Below are 19,100 nucleotides of genomic sequence, written 5' to 3' on the forward strand. Positions count from 1 at the left end.
TCTCGTGTCGGAGCGGTCGGGTGGACGGGGCGCGGCTCAGTCGTCATAGAAGACCCAGAAGCGCGAGAGCCAGAAGTTGAAGGCGGTGAATCCGGCGATGATGAGCAGCAGGAACCACGCCATCGCCGAGGCGTAGCCCATGTCGAGCTCGTTGAAGGCCTGCTTGTAGAGGTAGAGCGTGAAGAACATCGTCGAGTCGGACGGACCTCCCGTGCCGCCCGAGACGATGTACGCCTGGGTGAACGACTGGAACGCGAAGATGATCTGCAGCACCAGGTTGAAGAAGATGATGGGCGTCAGCAGCGGGAAGGTGATCGAGAAGAATCGCCGGATCTTCCCCGCGCCGTCGACCTGGGCGGCCTCGTAGTACATGTCGGGGATCTGCCGCAGCCCGGCGAGGAAGATCACCATCGGGGATCCGAAGGTCCAGATGTGCAGGATGATGATCGTCCCGAGGGCGTAGTCCGGATGCGAGATCCAGCCCGGACCGTCGATGCCGAACCAGGAGAGGAAGCCGTTCACGAGGCCGTCGGTGCCGAACACCTGGCGCCACAGGATGGCGATCGCGACCGATCCGCCGAGGAGGCTCGGCAGGTAGAAGATCGATCGGTAGAACGAGAGGCCGCGCATGCCCCGATCGAGCACGAGCGCCACCACGAGCGCGAAGGCCAGCTGCAGCGGCACCGACACGACGACGTAGGTGAAGGTGACGCGCAGCGAGTTCCACAGCCGCGCGTCGTTCAGCATCCGCTCGATGTTGTCGAACCCGCTCCAGACGGGCGCCTTCAGCAGGTTGTAGTCGGTGAACGACAGGTACAGCGAGGCGAGCATCGGGCCGATCGTGAAGACCAGCAAGCCCAGGATCCACGGGGCGAGGAAGATGTAGGCGGCTTTGTTGTCGGGGGTGGACTTGTCTTCGCTCCCCGCCTTGCGGGTGCGCGCCATGGAGCGCAATTCGCCGAGACTGCTCACGCCTGACCTCCTCGTCACTGTGCGTCACGGATATGCTATCCGAGAAAGCGCTTTCTCGATTCCACGAGTATGCAGCCCGACCGGGCGCTCGTCAAACGACCGCGGAGGCGTCGCGCGCCGCTAAGGTGGCGCTACACCGGAAGGACCTCGGCATGGCTCGACGCTCACGCGCCGCGACGATCGCGGATGTCGCGGCGCGGGCGGCGGTCTCGCCGGCCACCGTGTCGCGCGTCATGAACGGACGCTTCGTCGGCGAACCGGCCGTCGCCGAACGCGTCCGCGACGCCGCGCAGGCGCTCGACTACCGCCCGAGCCACCTGGCGCGCAGCCTCGCCCTCGGCCAGACGTCCGCGGTGGCCTTCGTCGTGCCCGATCTCGCCAACCCGGCCTTCCAGGCCGTGCTGTCGAGCCTGTCGAAGACGGCGGCCCACGACGGGTACCGCGTGCTCGTCGCCGACTCCGCCGAGTCGCCGAGCGACGAGCCGCTGCTGGCCGCCGAGGTGCGACGCCGGTGCGACGCCATCGTGCTGTGCGCCCCCCGCATGTCCGACGCCGAGCTCGCCGCGCTCGCCGGCGAGCTGCAGCCGCTCGTGCTCATCAACCGGGAGGCGCCCGGCATCTCCTCGCCCTCCCTCTCCATCGATTACGCGGCCGGCATCACCAAGCTCGCGCAGCATCTGCACGAGCTGGGGCACCGCCGGATGGTGTACCTCGAGGGACCGGAGTCGAGCGCCTCGAACGCCCATCGCGTCGAAGGTCTCGACGCGTTCGCGGCGCGCACCAAGGGGGTGCGCATCACGCGCATCCCGGCGGGGGCCGGCGCCGAGGACGGCCGCGCCGCCGCGGCCAAGGTGCGCTCGTCGAAGGCGACCGCCGTGCTCGCCTACAACGACCTCGTCGCGATCGGGCTGATCGACGGGCTGCAGGAGCTCGGCGTGCGCATCCCGGACGACATCTCGGTGACCGGCTTCGACGACATCCCCTTCGCCCGGTACACCTCGCCCGCGCTCACCACGGCATCCGTCCCCCACGCGGAACTGGGCGTCCAGGCCTGGCGGCGCATGAACGCCCTCATCCGCCACGAGGATCCGGAGCACGACGTGCAGTTCCAGCCGCGTCTCGAGATCCGCCGATCGACGGCGGCGGCTCCCGCCTGACTCGGCGCATCCGCTCGTTGACAGAGCGGGGGCCGGATGCTACTTTCCCGAGAAAGCGGTTTCTCGGCTTCGCCCCGGCGGAGCCGGTCATCGCGACGACGAGGTCGCAGCGAGCCTCTCGTCATCCCGCCAAGACAACCCGGTGGCTCCCACCGCATCACGAAACGAGGCGCAATGACGCGTACAGCACGTTCCCTCGCGACGAAGGCCGGCATCGCCGGCGCACTCGCCGCGGCTCTCGTCCTCGCCGGCTGCTCGGCCGGCGGCGACACCGACAGCGGGTTCGACCCGAACGAGAAGATCGAACTCACCATCGCCTGGTGGGGCAACGACGAGCGCGCGGCCATGATGACCGACGTCATCGACGAGTTCGAGGCGCAGTACCCGAACATCACGGTCGTCGAGCAGCCCGTCGGCGCCCCCGACGACCTGTTCAACCGCCTCGCCACCGACTTCGCCTCGGGCACCGCCCCGGACGTGTTCGCGCTCGGCGGCGCCAAGCCGCAGGAGTACGGCGGCAACGGCGCGCTGCTCGACCTCTCGACCGTCGCCGACACCGTGCAGCTGGACAAGTACGAGGACTTCACCCTCACCAACGCGACCGTCGACGGCACCGTCTACGGCCTCCCGACCGGCGGCAACGCGATCGGCGCGCTCGTCAACACGGCGCTGTTCGAGCAGGCCGGCGTCGAGGTGCCGACCGACGGCTGGACCTGGGAGGAGCTGATCGACGACGCGAACAAGATCAGCGCCAACACCCCCGACGGCGTCTACGGACTCGACCTGCGCATCCAGGACATCCTGGGCACCTACGTGGCGCAGATCGACGAGAACGGCATCTACGGCTGGGACGGCCAGCTCGCCACCCGCGAGTCGACCATCGAGTCGTGGTTCGACATGGAGAAGGAGCTCGTCGCCGGAGGCGGCCTGCCCGACCCGTCGATCATCGTGGAGAACCAGAACCTGACCCCGGACCAGACGCTGTTCGGCACGGGCAAGGCCGCGATCACCTTCGCGTACAGCAACCAGATCGGCAGCTACGGGGCCGGGGCCGGCGGCGACGTCGAGATCCTGCCCCCGCCGACGAGCACCGACGTCTCCGGCGTCGCGGTGCTGCCCTCGCAGTTCTGGGCGATCGCGGCGGAGACCAAGCACGCGGAAGCCTCCGCGATGCTCGTGAACTGGCTGCTCAACGAGCCCGAGCCGGCGAAGACGATCCTCGCCAACCGCGGTCTGCAGTTCAACCCGGACATCCTCGCGGTCGTCAAGCCGCTGCTGTCCCCGGCGGACGCGCAGTCGGCGGAGTACCTCGAGAAGGTGCTCGAGATCGGCGTCGTGGCCCCGCCGCAGCCGGCCGGCGGCGGCATCCTCAACGAGCTGTCGCAGCGGATCGAGTCCGACATCCTGTTCGGCAAGAGCTCCGTCGCGGACGGCTCGCAGCAGTGGGTCGACGAACTGAGCGCGGCTCTCGCCGCGGGCTGATCGGTCGATGCACATCGTGGGCGGTCCCTCGCGGGGCCGCCCACGGTCGTGTCGGGGCAGACTTCTCTCATCAGCCACAGGAGGCATCCGATGACCGCCATCGACGACGCACTCGCGGCCCTCGGCGACCGCGACGTCGGCGCGACGCCGTCCCCCGGCCCGCTCCGGGACGGCCTCTCGGCAGCGGGGATCGGCTTCGCGGCGGCGGGCGGTCCGCTCGCCGCGCGGTGGGACCAGGCGATCCGGGAGCTCGACGGCTGCATCCGTCCGCTCGGCGGGGACGGCGCACCCGTGCTCGTCGAGGGCGGCGCCTACCCGGGCGCGTGGGTCGAGAGCACCGGCTCGATCAGCACGGAGGTGCTCGCGCGCTTCGCGCCCGCGGTCGCTCGGGCGACCCATCTGCGCCTCGCCGCGCACGCACGCCCCGACGGGCTGCTGCCCTACAAGGTGACCGACGACGGTCCCGCCTTCAGCCAGATCCAGATGGTCACCCCCCTCGCGCGCACGGTGCGGAACGTGTTCCGGCTCACGGGGGGCGGCGACCTCGACTACCTGCGCACCATGTACCGCGCGATGGCGGCGAACGACGAGTGGCTCGCCCGCCACCGCGACACCCTCGGCACCGGCGGGGTCGAGGCGTTCTGCACCTTCGACACCGGCCACGACGCCTCGCCGCGGTTCTGGGGCGTTCCCGACCGCGGCTACCGCGCCGACGCCGCCCAGGTGGATCCGGCGCATCCGACGCTTCCCTTCGTCGCCCCGGATCTCACCGCCAACGTCGCGGCCCAGCGCGCCGAGCTGGGGCGCATCGCCGAGACGCTCGGCGACGACGGCGGCGACTGGCGGTCGCGATCCGCCGCGTCGACGGCGGCGCTGCTCGCCCAGTGCCTCGCCGAGGACGGGCGCTACTACGACCGCGACGCGCGCGGTGCGCTCCGACGCGTGGTGTCGGATGTGATCCTGCGCGTGTACGAGTCGGAGCACGGCGACGACGCGGAGTTCGCCGCGGCACTCGAGCGCGACCTCCTCAACACCCGCCGCTTCCTCTCCGCCGCCGGCCTCACCTCGCTCGCGATGGACGACCCGCGCTTCTCGGGCGACGCGACCGTGAACTCGTGGGGCGGGCCGGTCAACCTGCTCTCGATGATCCGGGCGGCGCACCCGTTCGAGCACCACGGTCGGGTCGCCGAACACGCCCTCGTCGCGACCGCGACGCTCACCGCGCTCGCCGTCGCCGATCGCTTCCCGCAGTGCCTCGATCCGTCGAGCGGTGCGGCGGGCTACACCGAGGCGTACTCCCCCGCGCTGCTGTTCTTCCTCGACCAGCTCGAGCGCTCGTGCGGCATCCTTCCCCGCCCCGACGGGAGCGTGTGGTTCTCGGGCCTCGCCCCCACGCGCCTCGAGCACGGCGCCGCAGCGGATGCCGTCGCCGCCGGGCGGCGCATCGGCGCGCACCGCTTCGCGCTCGCCGCCGACGACGAGCGCGTCGTCGTGGAGCGCGACGGTGCACGATGGCTCGCGTTCCCGCGCGGATGGCGGGTCGAGACGGATGCCGCCGGCGAACCGCTCGCCGTGGTCTGCCTCGCCGCCCGTCCGGTCGCGGGGGAGCTCGTGACGGCATCCGGCGCGACCCGCCTGCACCTCGCCCCGAACGACCGCGCCGACCTCGCCACCGGCGCCCGCACCGCTCCCGGCTTCACCGCTCCCGTCTTCTGAGCGTCCTCAGGCCAGGTGCGCGGCGAGGAGGGAGGTGAGGCCGGTGCGCTCGGTGCAGGCGTCGAGGCGGAACGAGTGCGCGAGCTCGCGCGCCTGCGCGGGGGTGATCCCCCGGAAGCGGGCCGCGAACTCCTCGGCCATCGGCTCGGCCAACAGGATGTGCCGCACCAGCACCGCCACGTGCGGCTGCCGCCCCCACGGCCACGGCGCGTAGTCGGGCCACTCCCGTTCGAACAGGGCGTGGATCGGGTCGATCACGTCGCGCACACCCGCATCCGAGCCGCCCCACGAGTCGATGCCGAGGCGCCCCTTCTTCTCGACGAGGTCGCCGACGAGCCGCAGGTACGGGCTGTCCGGCCGGGCCGACTCGAGCCCCTGCAGCCCGATGTCCTTGTACGTCCAGAGCGCCCAGCTCGCGCCGTGCTCGCGGTAGACGTCGAGCTGATCCTGCAGCAGGCGCAGCCGCCACGCATCCTGGCTCCGGTCCGCCGAATAGACGGGCCCGAACTCGCCGATCCAGATCGGGGTGCCCGTCTCGCGCATGTAGGCGGTGCGCCGCAGGAAGGTCTGCTCGAGAACGGAACGGTCGAAGTACTCGCCGCGGGTCGTGCCGGGGTACTCGGTGGCGGAGGTGATGCCCGGCAACGCGTAGTCGTGGGCCGTGTAGACGACGTTCGGCAGCGGTTCGGCCGGGTCGAAGCAGCTGAAGTCGGTGGAGTACTTGTTGCCGTCGAGGAACAGCACGTGCCGGGGGTCGATCGCGCGGATGGCCCCCTCGAGCCGCCGGTAGAACGCGGGCAGCACCTCGCCCGTCGGATCGCTCGGCTCGTTGATCGGGTTGTAGCCGGCGACCTCGGGGCGGTCCTTGTACCGGTCGGCGAGCGCCTCCCACAGGTGCACGACGCGGTCCTGGAAGTGCGGATGCTGCCAGAACTCGGCGAGATGGGTGGGGTTGTCGGAGTGCCAGTGCTGGTTCTGGCGCCCCGGCAGCGCATGCAGATCGAGGATCGACCGGATGCCGTGCCGCGCCAGCAGGGTCACCACCCGGTCGAGCTGGGCGAAGCCCGCCTCCTTCAGCTCGAACGGCCGGGCGTCGTCTTCGAAGTGGCGGTAGTTGAACGGGATGCGCACCGAGTCGATGCCGATCTCGGCGAGGCGGGCGGCATCCGCCTCGTCGAAGAAGTCGACGAGGAAGGCGTCGAAGAAGGCGTCGTAGCTCTCCCGGCCCATGGCGTCGAGGAGCAGGCGGCGGAACGCCTCCTCGTTGCCGGGGTACCCGGTGATGAAGTTCTCCATGTTCATCCAGCCGCCGAGGCCCACCCCGTGCAGCTCCACGGTGCGGCCGTCCTCTCCGGCGAGCCGGTCGCCGTCGACGCGGATCCAGTCCAGGGTCATCGTGTTCCTCTCGTTCACAGTTCGAGTTCGATGGGGCGGGCGAGGCCGCGCACCATCGTGGTCGGCCATCCGGGGTCGACGGTGAGCACCCGGATCCCGTCGTCGACGATCACCGTGTCCTCCACCTTGGCGCCCGGCGCCGAGGGATTCCAGGCGAACGCCTGCCCCGCGCGGATCACGTCCGCGGCATCCGGGGTGGCCTTCGGGTCGCGCCCCAGGTAGCCCGTCGGTCCGCCCTGATGGTGGCGTGTCCACTCCTCCGGATCGAAGCCGTGGCGCGGGTAGGCGTCGCGGATGTCGGCGAGCGCCTCGGCGAGGGTGCGACCGGGCCGCGTCGCGGCGAAGGCGTCCGCCTCCACCTCGAGCAGGGCGGCATCCCCCGCCCGTGCGGAGGGGGTGGCGGAGCCGAAGCGGATCCAGCGGGTGAGGTTGACGACCAGGCCGGTCCGCCGGGCTCCGACCACGGCGATCGCGCGCCGTCCGAGCGGAGCGTCGGTCGGAAGCGGATGCCGCCATCCGAGCCGCGACTCCCCGGCGACGAGCAGCACGACCGGCTCGGCGCCGATCCCCACGACGGCGCGGGCGAGCTCCGCCGCCAGCCGCCGCTCCGTGTCACCAGGGCGCGCCGCGCGCAGCACCTCGCCCACGGCGCGGGCGACCTCTGCTCCCAGCGACGCGTAGCGCGCACGTTCCGCCGGCAGCAGCACGGCCCGCGCCGCCCGCAGCTCGGCCACGAGGTCGGTGTCGAGCAGACCACCCGGCGCCGGGTCCGGCAGCGAGACGGACCACGGCACCGGGTGGAGTTCGAGCCCGCCGAGCTCCTCGGCGGCGAGTCGGTCGACCTCGTTGGCGGACGCGTCGACCCGGATGCCGCCGTCGCGGTCGACGACGGCGCGTACGACGGGAGGGCCCCCGTACGGCACCTGAACCCGCGCCCCGTCGAGGAGCCACGCGAGATTCTCGGCCGCGGTGAGGGTCAGGAAGGGCGCGTCCCGGTCGGCGAGCAGTTCCCGCACCCGCGCGAGCTTCGCCGGCCTGTCGTCGCCCACGGCGGCGGATGAGCTGGTCATGGCACGGGCTCCCAGGCGTCGTAGCGGCGGAAGCCGGGGCGCGTGCGGGTCAGGGCGGCGGTCGTGCCGGCGATGAGGGCTCCGCCGAGCAGCGCGGGCACCCAGAGCGCCGCCGCGGCGGCGAGGAAGCCCGCATAGACGTCGCCGACCCGCGGGCCCGCGGTGAGCACGAGCGTGAAGAGCCCCTGCAGCCGCCCGCGCATGGAGTCGGGGGTCGCCTGCTGCATCATCGTGGTGCGGAAGATCCCGGCCACGTTGTCGGCGGCGCCCGCGAGGGCGATCACGAGGCACAGGGCGAGCAGCGCGACGAGGTCGGGTGCGGCATCCGTGGGACGCCCGGTGCGCGCGCCGAAGAACCACAGCAGCACCCCGAGCAGCGCGACGAACCCCGCCTGCGCGCCGGTCGCGAGAGCGATCGCGCGACCGTGGTGGCGCACGTGTCCGAGGGGTCCCGAGAGCAGACCGCTCGCGATCACCCCGACGGCCCCGGCGGCGGCCAGCAACCCGACGCTCAGCGCCCCGCCGCCCACGACCAGCGCCCCCACGGCGGGCAGGATCGCGTAGCTGCGCCCGAACGCGAGCGTGGCGATCTGCAGGGCGATCGCGGTGCGGATGTTGCGGGCGTCGCGCAGGAACCGCCAGCCCTCGGCGAGCGCGCCGAGCCCCGGGCGGCTCGGGTTCTCGGGCGGGATGGCGGGCAACGACAGGATTCCCCAGAAGCCGATGAGGAAGAGGCCGATGTCGATCGTGTAGGTCCAGGCGAACCCGAACGCCGCCACCAGCAGACCGGCCAGGGCGGGGCCGACGGCGGTCTGCAACCCGGCGCTGAGCCCCGAGAGGGCGGCCACGGCGGGCAGCAGCCGATAGGGCACGAGGCGCGGGTGGATCGCGAATCGGGCCGCCCCCACGAGCGAGCCCGCGGTGGAGGAGAGCGTGGTGAAGGCGTAGTACGGCCAGAGCGCGTCGACCTCGGCCCAGGCCAGGGCGGCGATGCCCACCGGGGCGACGAACGCGACGCTCGACGCGGCGATGAGCACGCGGCGGCGGTCGAAGGCGTCGACGAGCGTTCCGCCCGCCAGCCCGACCACGATCATCGGCACGAGCGCGAAGCCGCCGACCAACGCGACGGCGGCGGTCGACCCCGAGATGGCGTAGATCTGGATCCCGATGGCGACGGCCGTCAGCTGCGTTCCGACCCCGGCGGCGACACCGCTCACCCAGAATCGGCGATAGGCGGGGCTCTCGACGAGCGGGGCGGGATCCAGGAGCCATCGGCGCGCGGGCGCGGCGTCCGCGGAATCCGGGGTGGTCATCGCGCTCCTTCGCTGCTCGACGCCAGCGTATCCGAGAAAGCGCTTTCTCGCATCCTGCGCCCACGCCCGACCCGGCCTACGCTGCTGCCATGACCGAGAGCGACGGCGACGCGATCCGCGCCGCCCTGCGCTACCGGCTCGACCGCTTCCGCCGCGAGCAGCTCGGCGAGGAGCCGGAGCCCGAACCCGAGCAGCGCGAGGCGACGGATGCGGACCGCGCCCTGGCCGCCGAGATCGCGGTGCAGCAGGCGATGCGACGCGGCGACTTCGAGAACCTGCCGGGCGCCGGCAAGCCGCTGCCCGGCATCGGCGACGGGCGCCCGCACGATCCGGACTGGTGGATCCGCCGCAAGATCGAGCGCGAGCAGCTGCGCGGGCTCGGCCCGACGGCGATCCTGCTGCGCGCCGAGGACGCCGAACTGGAGACGCGCCTCGACGGTTTGACGCGCACCGCCGAGGTGCGCGCCGCGGTCGAGGACTTCAACACCCGCGTGGTCGAGGCGCGGCGGCAGCTGCTCGGCGGCCCGCCCGTCATCACCCCCACGCGCGACGTCGACGCCGAGGTGGCCGCGTGGGAGGAGCGCCGCCACCCGATCAGCTGAGCACTACGGCTGCGGATCGCGCGCGTCGTAGAGGCGGAACGTCGACTGGGCGCGCAGCAGGATCGCGATGATCGCGACGATCGCGAGACCGCCCGCGACGGGCGGAAGCCAGACGGTGGTGAGCACCGCGAGACCGCCCGCGATCATGTCGCCGATGCGCGGACCGCCGGTGACCACGACGATGAAGATGCCCTGCAGTCGGCCGCGCATCTCATCCGGGGCGGCGGTCAGCAACATCGTCGAGCGGAAGATCGCGCTCACCTCGTCGGAGGCGCCGGTGCCGGCGAGCGCCACGGCCGCGAGCAGCAGCAGGGGCAGGTTCACCTGGTCCCAGCTCGCCCCGACCGGCCCGAACCATCCGGTCGCCGCGACCGCGATGACGATGCCGAACAGCGCCGTGAACGCACCGAACAGCATGATGGCGCGCCCGATCGCGACCCCGTAGCGGTGCACATGGGCGACCGGTCCGCTGAACAGTCCGGTCAGGAAGGTGCCGATCGCGGTGGCCGCCGTGAGCACGCCCACCGTGACCGGCCCGCCGCCGAGCACCGACGCACCGATCGCCGGCAGCAGCACGTAGGGGCGCCCGAGGCTCATGGCCACGATGTCGACGATGAAGCTCATGCGGATGTTGGGCGCCGTCTTCAGGAACCGAATGCCGTCGCGCAGCGACTCCAGTCCGGGCTTCGCCGCGTGGCTGAGCGGGGGCAGCTTCGGCAGGCCGAGCACCCCGAGGAAGCCGGCCGTGAACAGCACGGCGTCGACCGCGAAGGTGAGCGGGAAGCCGATCGCCGCGACGAGCACCCCGGCGAGCGCGGGACCGATGGTGAGCTGCAGTCCGAAGGTGATGCCGTTGAGGGCGTTGGCCCGCGACACCATGTCGGCAGGCACGATGCGCGGCGTCACGGAGCTGCGGGTGGCGTTCGAGATGGTCGACGCGACCGCGTTGAGCGTGGTGAGCACGTACAGCGGCCACACCGGCGGCCGGCCGGGAACGCCCGAATCGATCGCCGCGAGCACGACGATCCCGATGATCGCCGCCCACGCGACGATGCTCGAGATGATGAGCACCTTCCGCCGGTCGAAGGCGTCGGCGAGCATCCCGCCCCAGAGACCCGCGACGATCATCGGCACCAGCGAGATGCCGCCGACGAGCGCGACGGCGAAGGTGTCGCCCGTGATGTCGAAGATGAACAGGCCGACCGCGACCGAGGTGACCCAGAATCCGACGCCCGAGATGGAGGTGCCGATGAAGAGCCTCGCGAACACCGGATGCTCGCGCAGCGGGCTCAGGTCGACGAAGCGCCTCCGCCGCGGCAGCTCGATCGCTTCGGTCGGGTCCTGCGCGTCGGTCATGGCCTCCCGAGCCTAACCGTCTCGCGGCGGGTGTATGACAGGAGGGTGAACGGCACCGCTGCCCGCATCGAGTCCACTGCGCTGGTCGTGGCGATCGTCGGCTTCGCCGCGGGCGCCCTGACCGGTCTGCTCGTCTTCCACGGCGGCACGCCCCCGCTCTCCGGGCCGGGGTCGGTCGGAACCCTGACCACCTTCACCTCGGGCGCGGTCGGCCTGTGCGTCTTCGTGGCGGGCTACGTGCTCTCCTCCGGGCGCCCGGGCCGCGAGTGGCGCCGCACCATTCCCCTGTGGCGCCGGATCGTCGACATCGGCGCGCTCGCCCTCGCCCACGCGGCGGTGGCGATGCTCGCCTGGATCACGGTCGCCTTCGTGCTCGCGCACGCCTTCATCGACGCCGCCATCTACAGCCTCGCCGCCTACGGGCTGGTGGGCGGCGGCGCGGCGGCGACCGCCTACCTGGTGTTCCTCTCGGCGAGCGACATGACCACCAGCCGGCTGGCGACCGTGCTCGTCGTGTTCCTGGTGCTCGGCGTGCTCTCGGCGACGCTCAGCGAGAGCGACCCGCACTGGTGGCAGACCAACATCAGCGACCTGGGCGTCGACAAGGACTTCTCGGGCGCCATGTTCGACTTCACGATGATCGTCGCGGGCGTGCTCATCACGACGCTGTCGAGCTACCTGACGAGCGACCTCGAGGCGAGCCCCCTCACCCGCCGTCCCGACGGCACGCCCGACCCGGCGGCCCGGCGCCACGCCGCCGAGATCACCGTCGGGTTGATCGTGCTGGGACTCTGCATGGCGGGGGTCGGCGTATTCACGGTAGACCTGCACACCGCGATCCACATCGGTGTCTCGATCGGCATGGTGATCGCGTTCGGATACCTCGTCATCCGGATGCCGCGCCTCGAACCCCGGCTGCCCCGCCCGTTCTTCCTGGTGGGCTTCGCGTTCCTCGCGGTCGTGGTCGCCGCGTTCGTCGCCTACGCGGTCGGCTACTTCTATCTGACGGTCGTCGAGATCATGGCGTTCGCGCTCGTGTTCGTGTGGCTGTTCCTGCTGATCCGCAACGTCGCGGCCGCCGCATCCGACCTCGCCGTGGCCGATGCCGCGGCGGCTACGCCTCGCGCGTGATCTCGACGGTCACGAAGAGCTTCGAGCTCGACGGGCCGGCGTAGACGCCGCGCAGCGGGGCGACGTCGTTGTAGTCGCGACCGCGGCCGACGATCACGTGGCGGTCGTCGATGTCGATGAGGTTGGTCGGGTCGAAGCCGTGCCACTGCCCGCAGTACCACTCGACCCAGGCGTGGGACTCCCCCGCGACGGTGACGCCGATCTCGGCGTCCGGTCGCGGATGCAGGTAACCGGAGACGTAGCGCGCGGCGATGCCGACCGAGCGCAGGGCGCCGAGGGCGAGGTGGGTGATGTCCTGGCAGACGCCCTTGCGGTGCTCCCACGCCTCCCCGGCGGTCGTGTGCACGCCCGTGACGCCCGGCATGTACTCGATCCGCTCGCCGATCGCCGTGCACACCGCGCGCGCGGCGGCGCACGGGTCGTCGTATCCGGCCACGATCGACTGCGCCAGCTCCACCACCTCGGCGGGCGGCCGGGTGCGCGGGGTCTGCCCGAGCTGCTCGACGTACTCGGTCGCGCGCGCCGTCTCGACCGCGAGCTGCTGCCAGTCGAGCCCGCGCTCGTCGTGGTCGCGCGAGCGCACCTCGACGAGGCTCGTGGCGGTGAGCGAGAGCTCGTCGTGCGGGTTCAGGATCTCGAAGCTCGAGACGCGGGTGCCCCAGTAGTCGACGTAGCTGTGGGTGCCCGAGATGGGCGAGATCTCGAGGTTCGAGTAGAGCACGAGCTGGCCGTCGCCCGTGACGGGCAGCATGCGCGCCTCGTTGTAGGAGGCGGTGGCGGAGCCCTGGTACTGGAAGCCGGTGACGTGTCGGATGCGCAGGCGGTTCACGTGCTCTCCCCCGCCCAGCTGGGTGCCGCGTTCGTCGGGAAGTACCGCTGACGGATCGCCTCGGATGCGGCGCTCGTCGCGGCCTGCACGCTGTCCATGTGGCGCGGCAGGTCGTCGAGGATGTCGGCGATGGGGCGGTACTCGAGCTCGGACCTGATCTGGCCGAGGAGGCGGAGGGCCTGGTCGGAGACCCCGACCCGGTCGCTGCGGGGTTCGATGTCGCGCAGGCTCTGCTCGGCGCGGGTCACCGAGAACAGGATGCTGCGCGGGAACAGCCGGTCGAGCAGCAGGAACTCGGCGGCGTTGCGCGCGCTCGGCACGCCGCGGTACGTGCGCAGGTAGGCCTCGTAGGCGCCGACCGAGCGCAGGATGGTGGTCCAGCTCGGGCCGGACGCCTCGGTGAGCGAGCGGGTGGCGAGCAGCCGGGCGGTCATGTCGGCGCGTTCGATCGAGCGGCCGAGGGTGAAGAAGCGGTAGGCCTCGTCGCGGCTCGTCGACGACTCGATGATGCCGACCGCGAGGGCGGCGCGCTCGCGCACCCACGCGAAGAACTCGTGCACCTTGTCGCTCGCGACCTTGCGCGGCATCCGGGCCCGGGTGGTGTTGAGCACCTCCCAGAGCTCGGTCGACACGACCTCGCGCGCCCGGCGCGCGTTCTCGCGGGCGGCGGCGAGCGAGTACGCGATGGAGGCGGGCTGGTTGCGGTCGACGGCGAGGATCGCGAGCACGTCGGCGCGCTCCACCTCGGAGTCGCCCTCGACCTCGACGCCCATGACCGAGAGCAGCGAGCGGCAGGCGAGGTTCTCCTCGATCCACGGATCCTCCAGCAGCAGCTGCAGGTGCACGTCGAGGATGCGCGCGGTGCCGTCGCTGCGCTCGATGTAGCGGCCGATCCAGAAGAGCGACTCGGCGATGCGGCTCAGCATTCTGACTCGGTTTCGACACGCGCCCTTCGGGCGCTACTCAACCGACTGCGTTGCTGCTGCTGCTGTTGCTGCTGGTCGCGGCGCGGCGCGTCCTGCGGGTTGTGGTCCTGGATGTGCGACTCGGTGATGATCGGGATCGAACTGGTCACGGCCGCCTGCTCCGCCACGAGCGCCTGGATGTCGTGGCCCGGCGAGCTGAGCGGGTCGGTGCCGACCACCCAGGTGTCCTTCGACCCGCCGCCCTGCGAGCTGTTGACGACGAGCTGCCCCTCGGGGAGCGCGACGCGGGTGAGCCCGCCGGGCAGCACCCAGATGTCCGAGCCGTCGTTCACGGCGAACGGCCGCAGGTCGGCGTGCCGGGGTCGCAGGCCGTCGTCGACGAGCGTCGGGATCGTCGAGAGCTGCACCACGGGCTGCGCGATCCATCCGCGCGGATCCCGCTGCAGGCGGGTGCGCAGCTCGTCGAGCTGATCTTTGGAGGCATCCGGGCCCACCACGAGCCCCTTGCCGCCCGAGCCGTCGACGGGCTTCACGACGAGCTCGTCGAGCCGGTCGAGCACCTCCTCGAGCGCGCCCGGCTCTTCGAGGCGCCAGGTCTGCACGTTCGGCAGGATCGGCTCCTCCGAGAGGTAGTAGCGGATCAGGTCGGGCAGGTAGGTGTAGACGAGCTTGTCGTCGGCGACGCCGTTGCCGATCGCGTTGGCGATGGTCACGTTGCCGAGGCGGGCGGCCATCATGAGTCCCGGCGAGCCGAGCATCGAGTCTGCGCGGAACTGCAGCGGGTCGAGGAACTCGTCGTCGACGCGGCGGTAGATGACGTCGACGCGGGTCGGCCCGGCGGTGGTGCGCATGAAGACGCGCCCGCCCGAGCAGTAGAGGTCGCGGCCTTCGACGAGTTCGACGCCCATGAGCCGGGCGAGCAGGGTGTGCTCGAAGTAGGCGGAGTTGTAGACGCCGGGCGTCAGCACGACGACGGTCGGGTCGTCGACGCCCTCGGGGGCGGATGCGCGCAGGGCGCCCAGCAGCCGCTGCGGGTAGTCGCCGACCGGCCGCACCCGCATCGAGACGAACAGCTCGGGAAGTGTCTGCGCCATCACGCGGCGGTTGGAGATCACGTAGCTGACCCCCGACGGCACCCGCACGTTGTCTTCGAGCACCCGCCAGGTGCCGGCCTCGTCGCGGATCAGGTCGATGCCCGACACCTGGATGCGCACCCCGTTGGCGGGCTCGATCCCGTGCGCCTCGCGGTGGAAGTGGTTCGACGAGCTGATGAGCCCGGCCGGGATGACCCCGTCGAGCACGGCGCGCTGGGTGCCGTAGACGTCGGAGAGGAAGGCCTCGAGCGCCTTCACGCGCTGCTTCACGCCCGCCTCGACGGTGACCCACTCCGACTGCTCGATCACGCGCGGCACGGCGTCGAGCGGGAACGGCCGCTCCTCGCCCGCGAAGTCGAAGGTGACGCCCTGCGCGAGGTACGAACTGGCCAGCGACTCGGTGCGCCCGCGCAGTTCCTCCTGCGTCATGCGGGCGAGGGCGGCATGGATCTCGCGGTACGGCACGCGGGCGGCATCGCCGGATGCGAACATCTCATCCCACGGCGGGGTGCCCTTCCGGCGCGTGGCGACGGCGCCGTAGCCCTCGAACAGGTCACCCATGGCACGAGCCTAGGCCCGCGATGTTGCGCCGGTGTTTCAACGCGGCTCCGACCGCCGGACAGGGAAACGGCCCGCCGGAGGGGGATCGGGCGGGCCGTCTCACGGAGCACAAGAGGAGGCTCCGGGGGATCTCCCGCGGCGGCGACCACCACAGCGCCGCCGCGGGAATACGACCATGGTAAGGAGGCATGCTGGGCGGTCGCCGTGCACAGGCTGGGAAATCGGAAAGCGGCACCGCCGCTCTCGGGTTAGGCTCACCTTACTTCTGCGTAGGATGTGCGGGTGACCCGAGCACTCCGCGCCTGCCTCGCGGCTGTCGCGACTCTCGCGCTGCTTGTGGGCTGCGCGGCACCCGGCGCGTCTGATCCGGTCACGCCGTCGACGGGGATCGCCGATGACCGACCGCTCGCCGAGCTCGATCTCTATCCCGATCCGCGAACGGTGGAAGGGCCCAGCACCGCGGTCGTCGCGGACGCGGAGATCACCCCGATCGCCGACGACCCGGTGCAGACCTTGCCCGCCACTGTCGTCTCCCACGACCCCGGCGGTGATCGCGAGGTGCGGGTGACCGACACCTCGCGCGTGCTCGCGCTCGACCTGGCCGGCTCGCTCGCGGCGACGGTCTGGGGACTCGGCCTCGGTGACTCGCTGGTCGGCCGCGACATGTCGACGACCTTCCCGGGAACCGAGGACCTTCCCGTGGTCACATCCGGCGCCCACGCCGTGAACGCCGAGAGCGTGCTGGCCCTGCGCCCGACGCTCGTGCTGACCGACGGCACGATCGGCCCGCGCGACGTGCTCGAGCAGCTGCGCGCCTCGGGCGTGACCGTCGTGTTCCTTGCCAACGAGCCGAGCTTCGACGGCGCGGCACAGCTCGCCCGCGACGTCGCCGCGGCGCTCGGCGTCGGCGAGCTCGGCGAACGGCTCGCCGACCGGATCACCGCAGAGGTCGACGACACGATCGCGCAGATCGCGCAGATCGCCCCGGCCTCCGACGACGCGAAGCTGCGTGTCATGTTCCTCTACCTGCGCGGCGGATCCGGCATCTACTACCTGTTCGGCGAGGAGTCCGGCGCGAGCCGCCTCATCACCGCCCTCGGCGCGCGCGATCTCGCGAGCGAACTCGGATGGTCGGGCGAGGTGCCGATGACCGACGAGGCGATGATCGCGGCCGACCCCGACCTCATCCTCGTGATGACCGACGGACTCGCCTCGGCCGGCGGCGTCGACGGCCTGCTCGCCGCGAAGCCCGCGATCGGCCTGACGACGGCCGGCGAGCATCGCCGTTTCGTCGACATGGCCGACGGGGTGGTGCTGAGCTTCGGGCCGCGCTCGGCCGCAGTGCTCGACGCGCTGGCGCGCTCTCTCTACGCGGCGCCCTGAGGCGCGCACGCGGCGCGCTCCTGGTCCACAGACAGGTCGGGCCCTAGGCTCGGAGCAGGGGGTGGCAGATGACTGAGGAGGCACGCCGGGTTCTCGTCGTCGACGACGATCCGGATGTCGCGCTGTTCGTGAAGACGGTGCTGGAGCGCCGTGCCGGATGCGTGGTGCAGACCGCGACCGATGGGCCGTCGGCTCTCGCCGCGGTCGGATCGTTCCGTCCCGACGTGCTCGTGACCGACATCCAGATGCCCGGCATCTCGGGGCTCGACCTGCTGACGGCGGTGCGCATCGACACCCCCTGGATGCCGGTCGTGATCATGACGGCGCACGTCTCGGTCGACTACGCCGTGTCGGCTCTGCGCGCGCAGGCCGACGAGTTCCTCACCAAGCCCATCGACTCGACCCGCCTCGTCGAGGTCGTGACGCGCCTGGCCGACGAGGGCCGCGCGCGCCGCGAGGCGGTCGCCCAGAAGCAGTACGTGCTCGCCGTCGGCGCGCATCCCGACGACGTCGAGATCGGCGTCGGCGGCGTCCTGGCGGCGCACCGGGCCGCCGGCGACGAGATCACGATCCTCACCCTCTCCCGGGGTGCCCGCGGCGGCGACGCCGACAACCGCCAGCACGAGTCGCTCGCGGCCGCCGAGCTGCTCGGAGCCCGGCTGTTCCTCCAAGACCTCACCGACACCGAGATCTCGGGTGGCGGCGGCACCGTGAGGCTCATCGAGGAGGTCGTGCGCGAGGTGGTGCCGACGATCGTCTACACCCACACCAACCACGACCGCCACCAGGACCACCGGGCCGTGCACGAGGCGACGATCGTCGCCACCCGCAGCATCGACACGGTCGCCTGCTATCAGAGCCCCTCGGCCACGGTCGACTTCCGCCCCACCCGATTCGTGTCGATCGACGGCTTCGTCGACCGCAAGCTCGAGCTGCTCGCCTGCTTCCGCTCGCAGGCCGAGAACCGCGCCTACCTCGCCCCCGACTTCGTGCGCGCGACCGCGCGCTACTGGTCGCGTTTCAGCAGCAGCGAGAACGTCGAGCCCCTCGAGATCGTGCGCGAGACCTCCGACCTCTCGACCCCTGTGCGCGATCGGGTCGACGTCCGCCGCGACCGGGAGGTGCGATGACCCGCGTGCTCGTCACCGGCGCGGGCGGAGCAGCCGGGGTCGCCGTGATCCGCTCGCTGCTGGCGCGCGACGACGTGACGGTGTTCGCGGCGGATATGGACGGGTGGGCCGCCGGCCTCTACCTGGTGCCGGCTGCGCAGCGCCGCCTCGTCGAACCCGGGCGCTCGGACGCGTTCGTGCCGGGGCTGGCCGCCCTTGTCGCCGACGACGCCCTCGACGTGGTGATCTCGACCGTCGACGTCGAGCTCGAGGCCCTCGCCACCCGCCGAACCGAACTGACCCCTGCGGTGCTGGCGGCCCCGAGCGCCGACACCCTCGCCGTCGCGCTCGACAAGCTCGCGCTCGCGGAGCGCTGCACGCCCACCGTCAACGTCCCGCGCACGGTGCTCGCGGGGCCCGACGCGCTCGCCGTCGACTGGGAGTTCCCGGTGTTCGCCAAACCCCGGCGCGGAGCCGGCAGCCGCGGTGTCCGGGTGGTGCCCGACCGGGCGGCGCTCGAGCGGCTGCCCGTCGACGAGGACCTCCTCGTGCAGGACCTCCTGCCCGGCGAGGAGTACTCCGTCGACGTCCTCGCGGATGCGGACGGCCGCGTGGTGGCCGCCGTGCCGCGCATCCGTGCCCGGGTGGACTCGGGCGTCGCGATCGCGGGGCGCACCGTCCACGACCCGGAACTGGAGGAGACGGCGGCCGCGGTGGCGCGGGCGATCGGCCTCGTCGGCGTCGCGAACGTGCAGCTGCGCCGCGACCGCGAGGGACGCGCCGCCCTGCTCGAGGTGAACCCCCGGTTCCCCGGCGCCCTCCCCTTGACGATCGCCGCCGGGGTCGACATCCCGTCGCTCGTCGTCGACCTGTTCACGGGGGCGCGCCTGCCGGAGCACGTCGGCTTCCGGGAGCTCGCCTCGGTGCGCTTCCTGGAAGACGTCGTGCTCGACCCGCGCGAGGTGCTCGAGTCGGCGCACGCAGCCCACCAGGACGAGGACTGA

Annotated in this window: 16 protein-coding genes; 8 read left to right on the top strand and 8 right to left on the bottom strand. The window is 71.8% G+C overall.

The window, feature by feature from the left end; translation table 11 throughout:
- Window positions 1-36 precede the first annotated feature (36 nt).
- Window positions 37-972: a carbohydrate ABC transporter permease gene (locus NUH29_RS10480; protein ID WP_258799062.1), complete on the bottom strand. Its 936-nt coding sequence runs from the start codon at window positions 970-972 to the stop codon at window positions 37-39.
- A gap of 152 nt (window positions 973-1,124) precedes the next feature.
- Here NUH29_RS10480 and NUH29_RS10485 point away from each other — a divergent pair, with 152 nt between their 5' ends.
- The 3 genes from NUH29_RS10485 to NUH29_RS10495 all read left to right on the top strand — a co-directional run bounded on the left by NUH29_RS10485 (window position 1,125) and on the right by NUH29_RS10495 (window position 5,327).
- On the top strand, window positions 1,125-2,129 hold the full coding sequence (locus NUH29_RS10485; protein WP_258799063.1) for a LacI family DNA-binding transcriptional regulator: 1,005 nt from the start codon (window positions 1,125-1,127) through the stop codon (window positions 2,127-2,129).
- Window positions 2,130-2,303: 174 nt separating this feature from the next.
- On the top strand, window positions 2,304-3,611 hold the full coding sequence (locus NUH29_RS10490) for an ABC transporter substrate-binding protein (protein WP_258799064.1): 1,308 nt from the start codon (window positions 2,304-2,306) through the stop codon (window positions 3,609-3,611).
- A 90-nt stretch (window positions 3,612-3,701) separates the two neighbouring features.
- The gene (locus NUH29_RS10495; protein WP_258799065.1) at window positions 3,702-5,327 is read left to right on the top strand and encodes an MGH1-like glycoside hydrolase domain-containing protein; all 1,626 of its coding nucleotides are present in this window, start codon (window positions 3,702-3,704) and stop codon (window positions 5,325-5,327) included.
- A 6-nt stretch (window positions 5,328-5,333) separates the two neighbouring features.
- Here NUH29_RS10495 and NUH29_RS10500 read toward each other — a convergent pair whose 3' ends face one another.
- From NUH29_RS10500 to NUH29_RS10510, 3 genes are read right to left on the bottom strand one after another with little or no spacing between them, the layout of a single operon-like run.
- Window positions 5,334-6,722, bottom strand: a complete 1,389-nt coding sequence (locus tag NUH29_RS10500; RefSeq protein WP_258799066.1) for a glycoside hydrolase family 5 protein — start codon at window positions 6,720-6,722, stop codon at window positions 5,334-5,336.
- A gap of 14 nt (window positions 6,723-6,736) precedes the next feature.
- Window positions 6,737-7,792, bottom strand: a complete 1,056-nt coding sequence (locus NUH29_RS10505) for a M24 family metallopeptidase (RefSeq protein ID WP_258799067.1) — start codon at window positions 7,790-7,792, stop codon at window positions 6,737-6,739.
- On the bottom strand, window positions 7,789-9,105 hold the full coding sequence (locus NUH29_RS10510) for an MFS transporter (RefSeq protein WP_258799068.1): 1,317 nt from the start codon (window positions 9,103-9,105) through the stop codon (window positions 7,789-7,791). Before NUH29_RS10510 ends, NUH29_RS10505 begins: the two co-directional genes overlap by 4 nt.
- An 89-nt stretch (window positions 9,106-9,194) precedes the next feature.
- Here NUH29_RS10510 and NUH29_RS10515 point away from each other — a divergent pair, with 89 nt between their 5' ends.
- The gene (locus NUH29_RS10515) at window positions 9,195-9,707 is read left to right on the top strand and encodes a DnaJ family domain-containing protein (protein WP_258799069.1); all 513 of its coding nucleotides are present in this window, start codon (window positions 9,195-9,197) and stop codon (window positions 9,705-9,707) included.
- A 3-nt stretch (window positions 9,708-9,710) separates the two neighbouring features.
- Here the strand turns inward: NUH29_RS10515 and NUH29_RS10520 are convergent, their stop codons facing one another.
- Window positions 9,711-11,063 carry an MFS transporter gene (locus tag NUH29_RS10520; RefSeq protein ID WP_258799070.1) on the bottom strand — a complete coding sequence of 451 codons (1,353 nt, stop codon included), beginning with the start codon at window positions 11,061-11,063 and terminating at the stop codon, window positions 9,711-9,713.
- A gap of 45 nt (window positions 11,064-11,108) precedes the next feature.
- Here NUH29_RS10520 and NUH29_RS10525 point away from each other — a divergent pair, with 45 nt between their 5' ends.
- Complete coding sequence (locus tag NUH29_RS10525) at window positions 11,109-12,194, top strand: DUF998 domain-containing protein (RefSeq protein ID WP_258799071.1); 1,086 nt, start codon at window positions 11,109-11,111, stop codon at window positions 12,192-12,194.
- Here the strand turns inward: NUH29_RS10525 and NUH29_RS10530 are convergent.
- The 3 genes from NUH29_RS10530 to NUH29_RS10540 are packed head-to-tail and all read right to left on the bottom strand — an operon-like array spanning window position 12,178 to window position 15,604.
- Window positions 12,178-13,023, bottom strand: a complete 846-nt coding sequence (locus tag NUH29_RS10530; protein ID WP_258799072.1) for a transglutaminase family protein — start codon at window positions 13,021-13,023, stop codon at window positions 12,178-12,180. The genes NUH29_RS10525 and NUH29_RS10530 overlap by 17 nt on opposite strands.
- The gene (locus NUH29_RS10535; RefSeq protein WP_258799073.1) at window positions 13,020-13,949 is read right to left on the bottom strand and encodes an alpha-E domain-containing protein; all 930 of its coding nucleotides are present in this window, start codon (window positions 13,947-13,949) and stop codon (window positions 13,020-13,022) included. The genes NUH29_RS10530 and NUH29_RS10535 overlap by 4 nt, the downstream gene beginning before the upstream one ends.
- On the bottom strand, window positions 13,943-15,604 hold the full coding sequence (locus tag NUH29_RS10540; protein ID WP_258799074.1) for a circularly permuted type 2 ATP-grasp protein: 1,662 nt from the start codon (window positions 15,602-15,604) through the stop codon (window positions 13,943-13,945). Before NUH29_RS10540 ends, NUH29_RS10535 begins: the two co-directional genes overlap by 7 nt.
- Window positions 15,605-15,886: 282 nt before the next feature.
- Here NUH29_RS10540 and NUH29_RS10545 point away from each other — a divergent pair, with 282 nt between their 5' ends.
- The 3 genes from NUH29_RS10545 (at window position 15,887) to NUH29_RS10555 (ending at window position 19,100) form a co-directional block, all read left to right on the top strand.
- On the top strand, window positions 15,887-16,987 hold the full coding sequence (locus NUH29_RS10545) for a heme/hemin ABC transporter substrate-binding protein (protein ID WP_258799076.1): 1,101 nt from the start codon (window positions 15,887-15,889) through the stop codon (window positions 16,985-16,987).
- Between the two features lie 68 nt (window positions 16,988-17,055).
- Window positions 17,056-18,117: a response regulator gene (locus NUH29_RS10550; protein WP_258799077.1), complete on the top strand. Its 1,062-nt coding sequence runs from the start codon at window positions 17,056-17,058 to the stop codon at window positions 18,115-18,117.
- A complete protein-coding gene (locus NUH29_RS10555; protein ID WP_258799078.1) occupies window positions 18,114-19,100 on the top strand; it encodes an ATP-grasp domain-containing protein in 987 nt (328 codons plus the stop codon). Before NUH29_RS10550 ends, NUH29_RS10555 begins: the two co-directional genes overlap by 4 nt.

The organism is Protaetiibacter mangrovi (assembly GCF_024752305.1).
Classification (GTDB): domain Bacteria; phylum Actinomycetota; class Actinomycetes; order Actinomycetales; family Microbacteriaceae; genus Homoserinibacter; species Homoserinibacter mangrovi.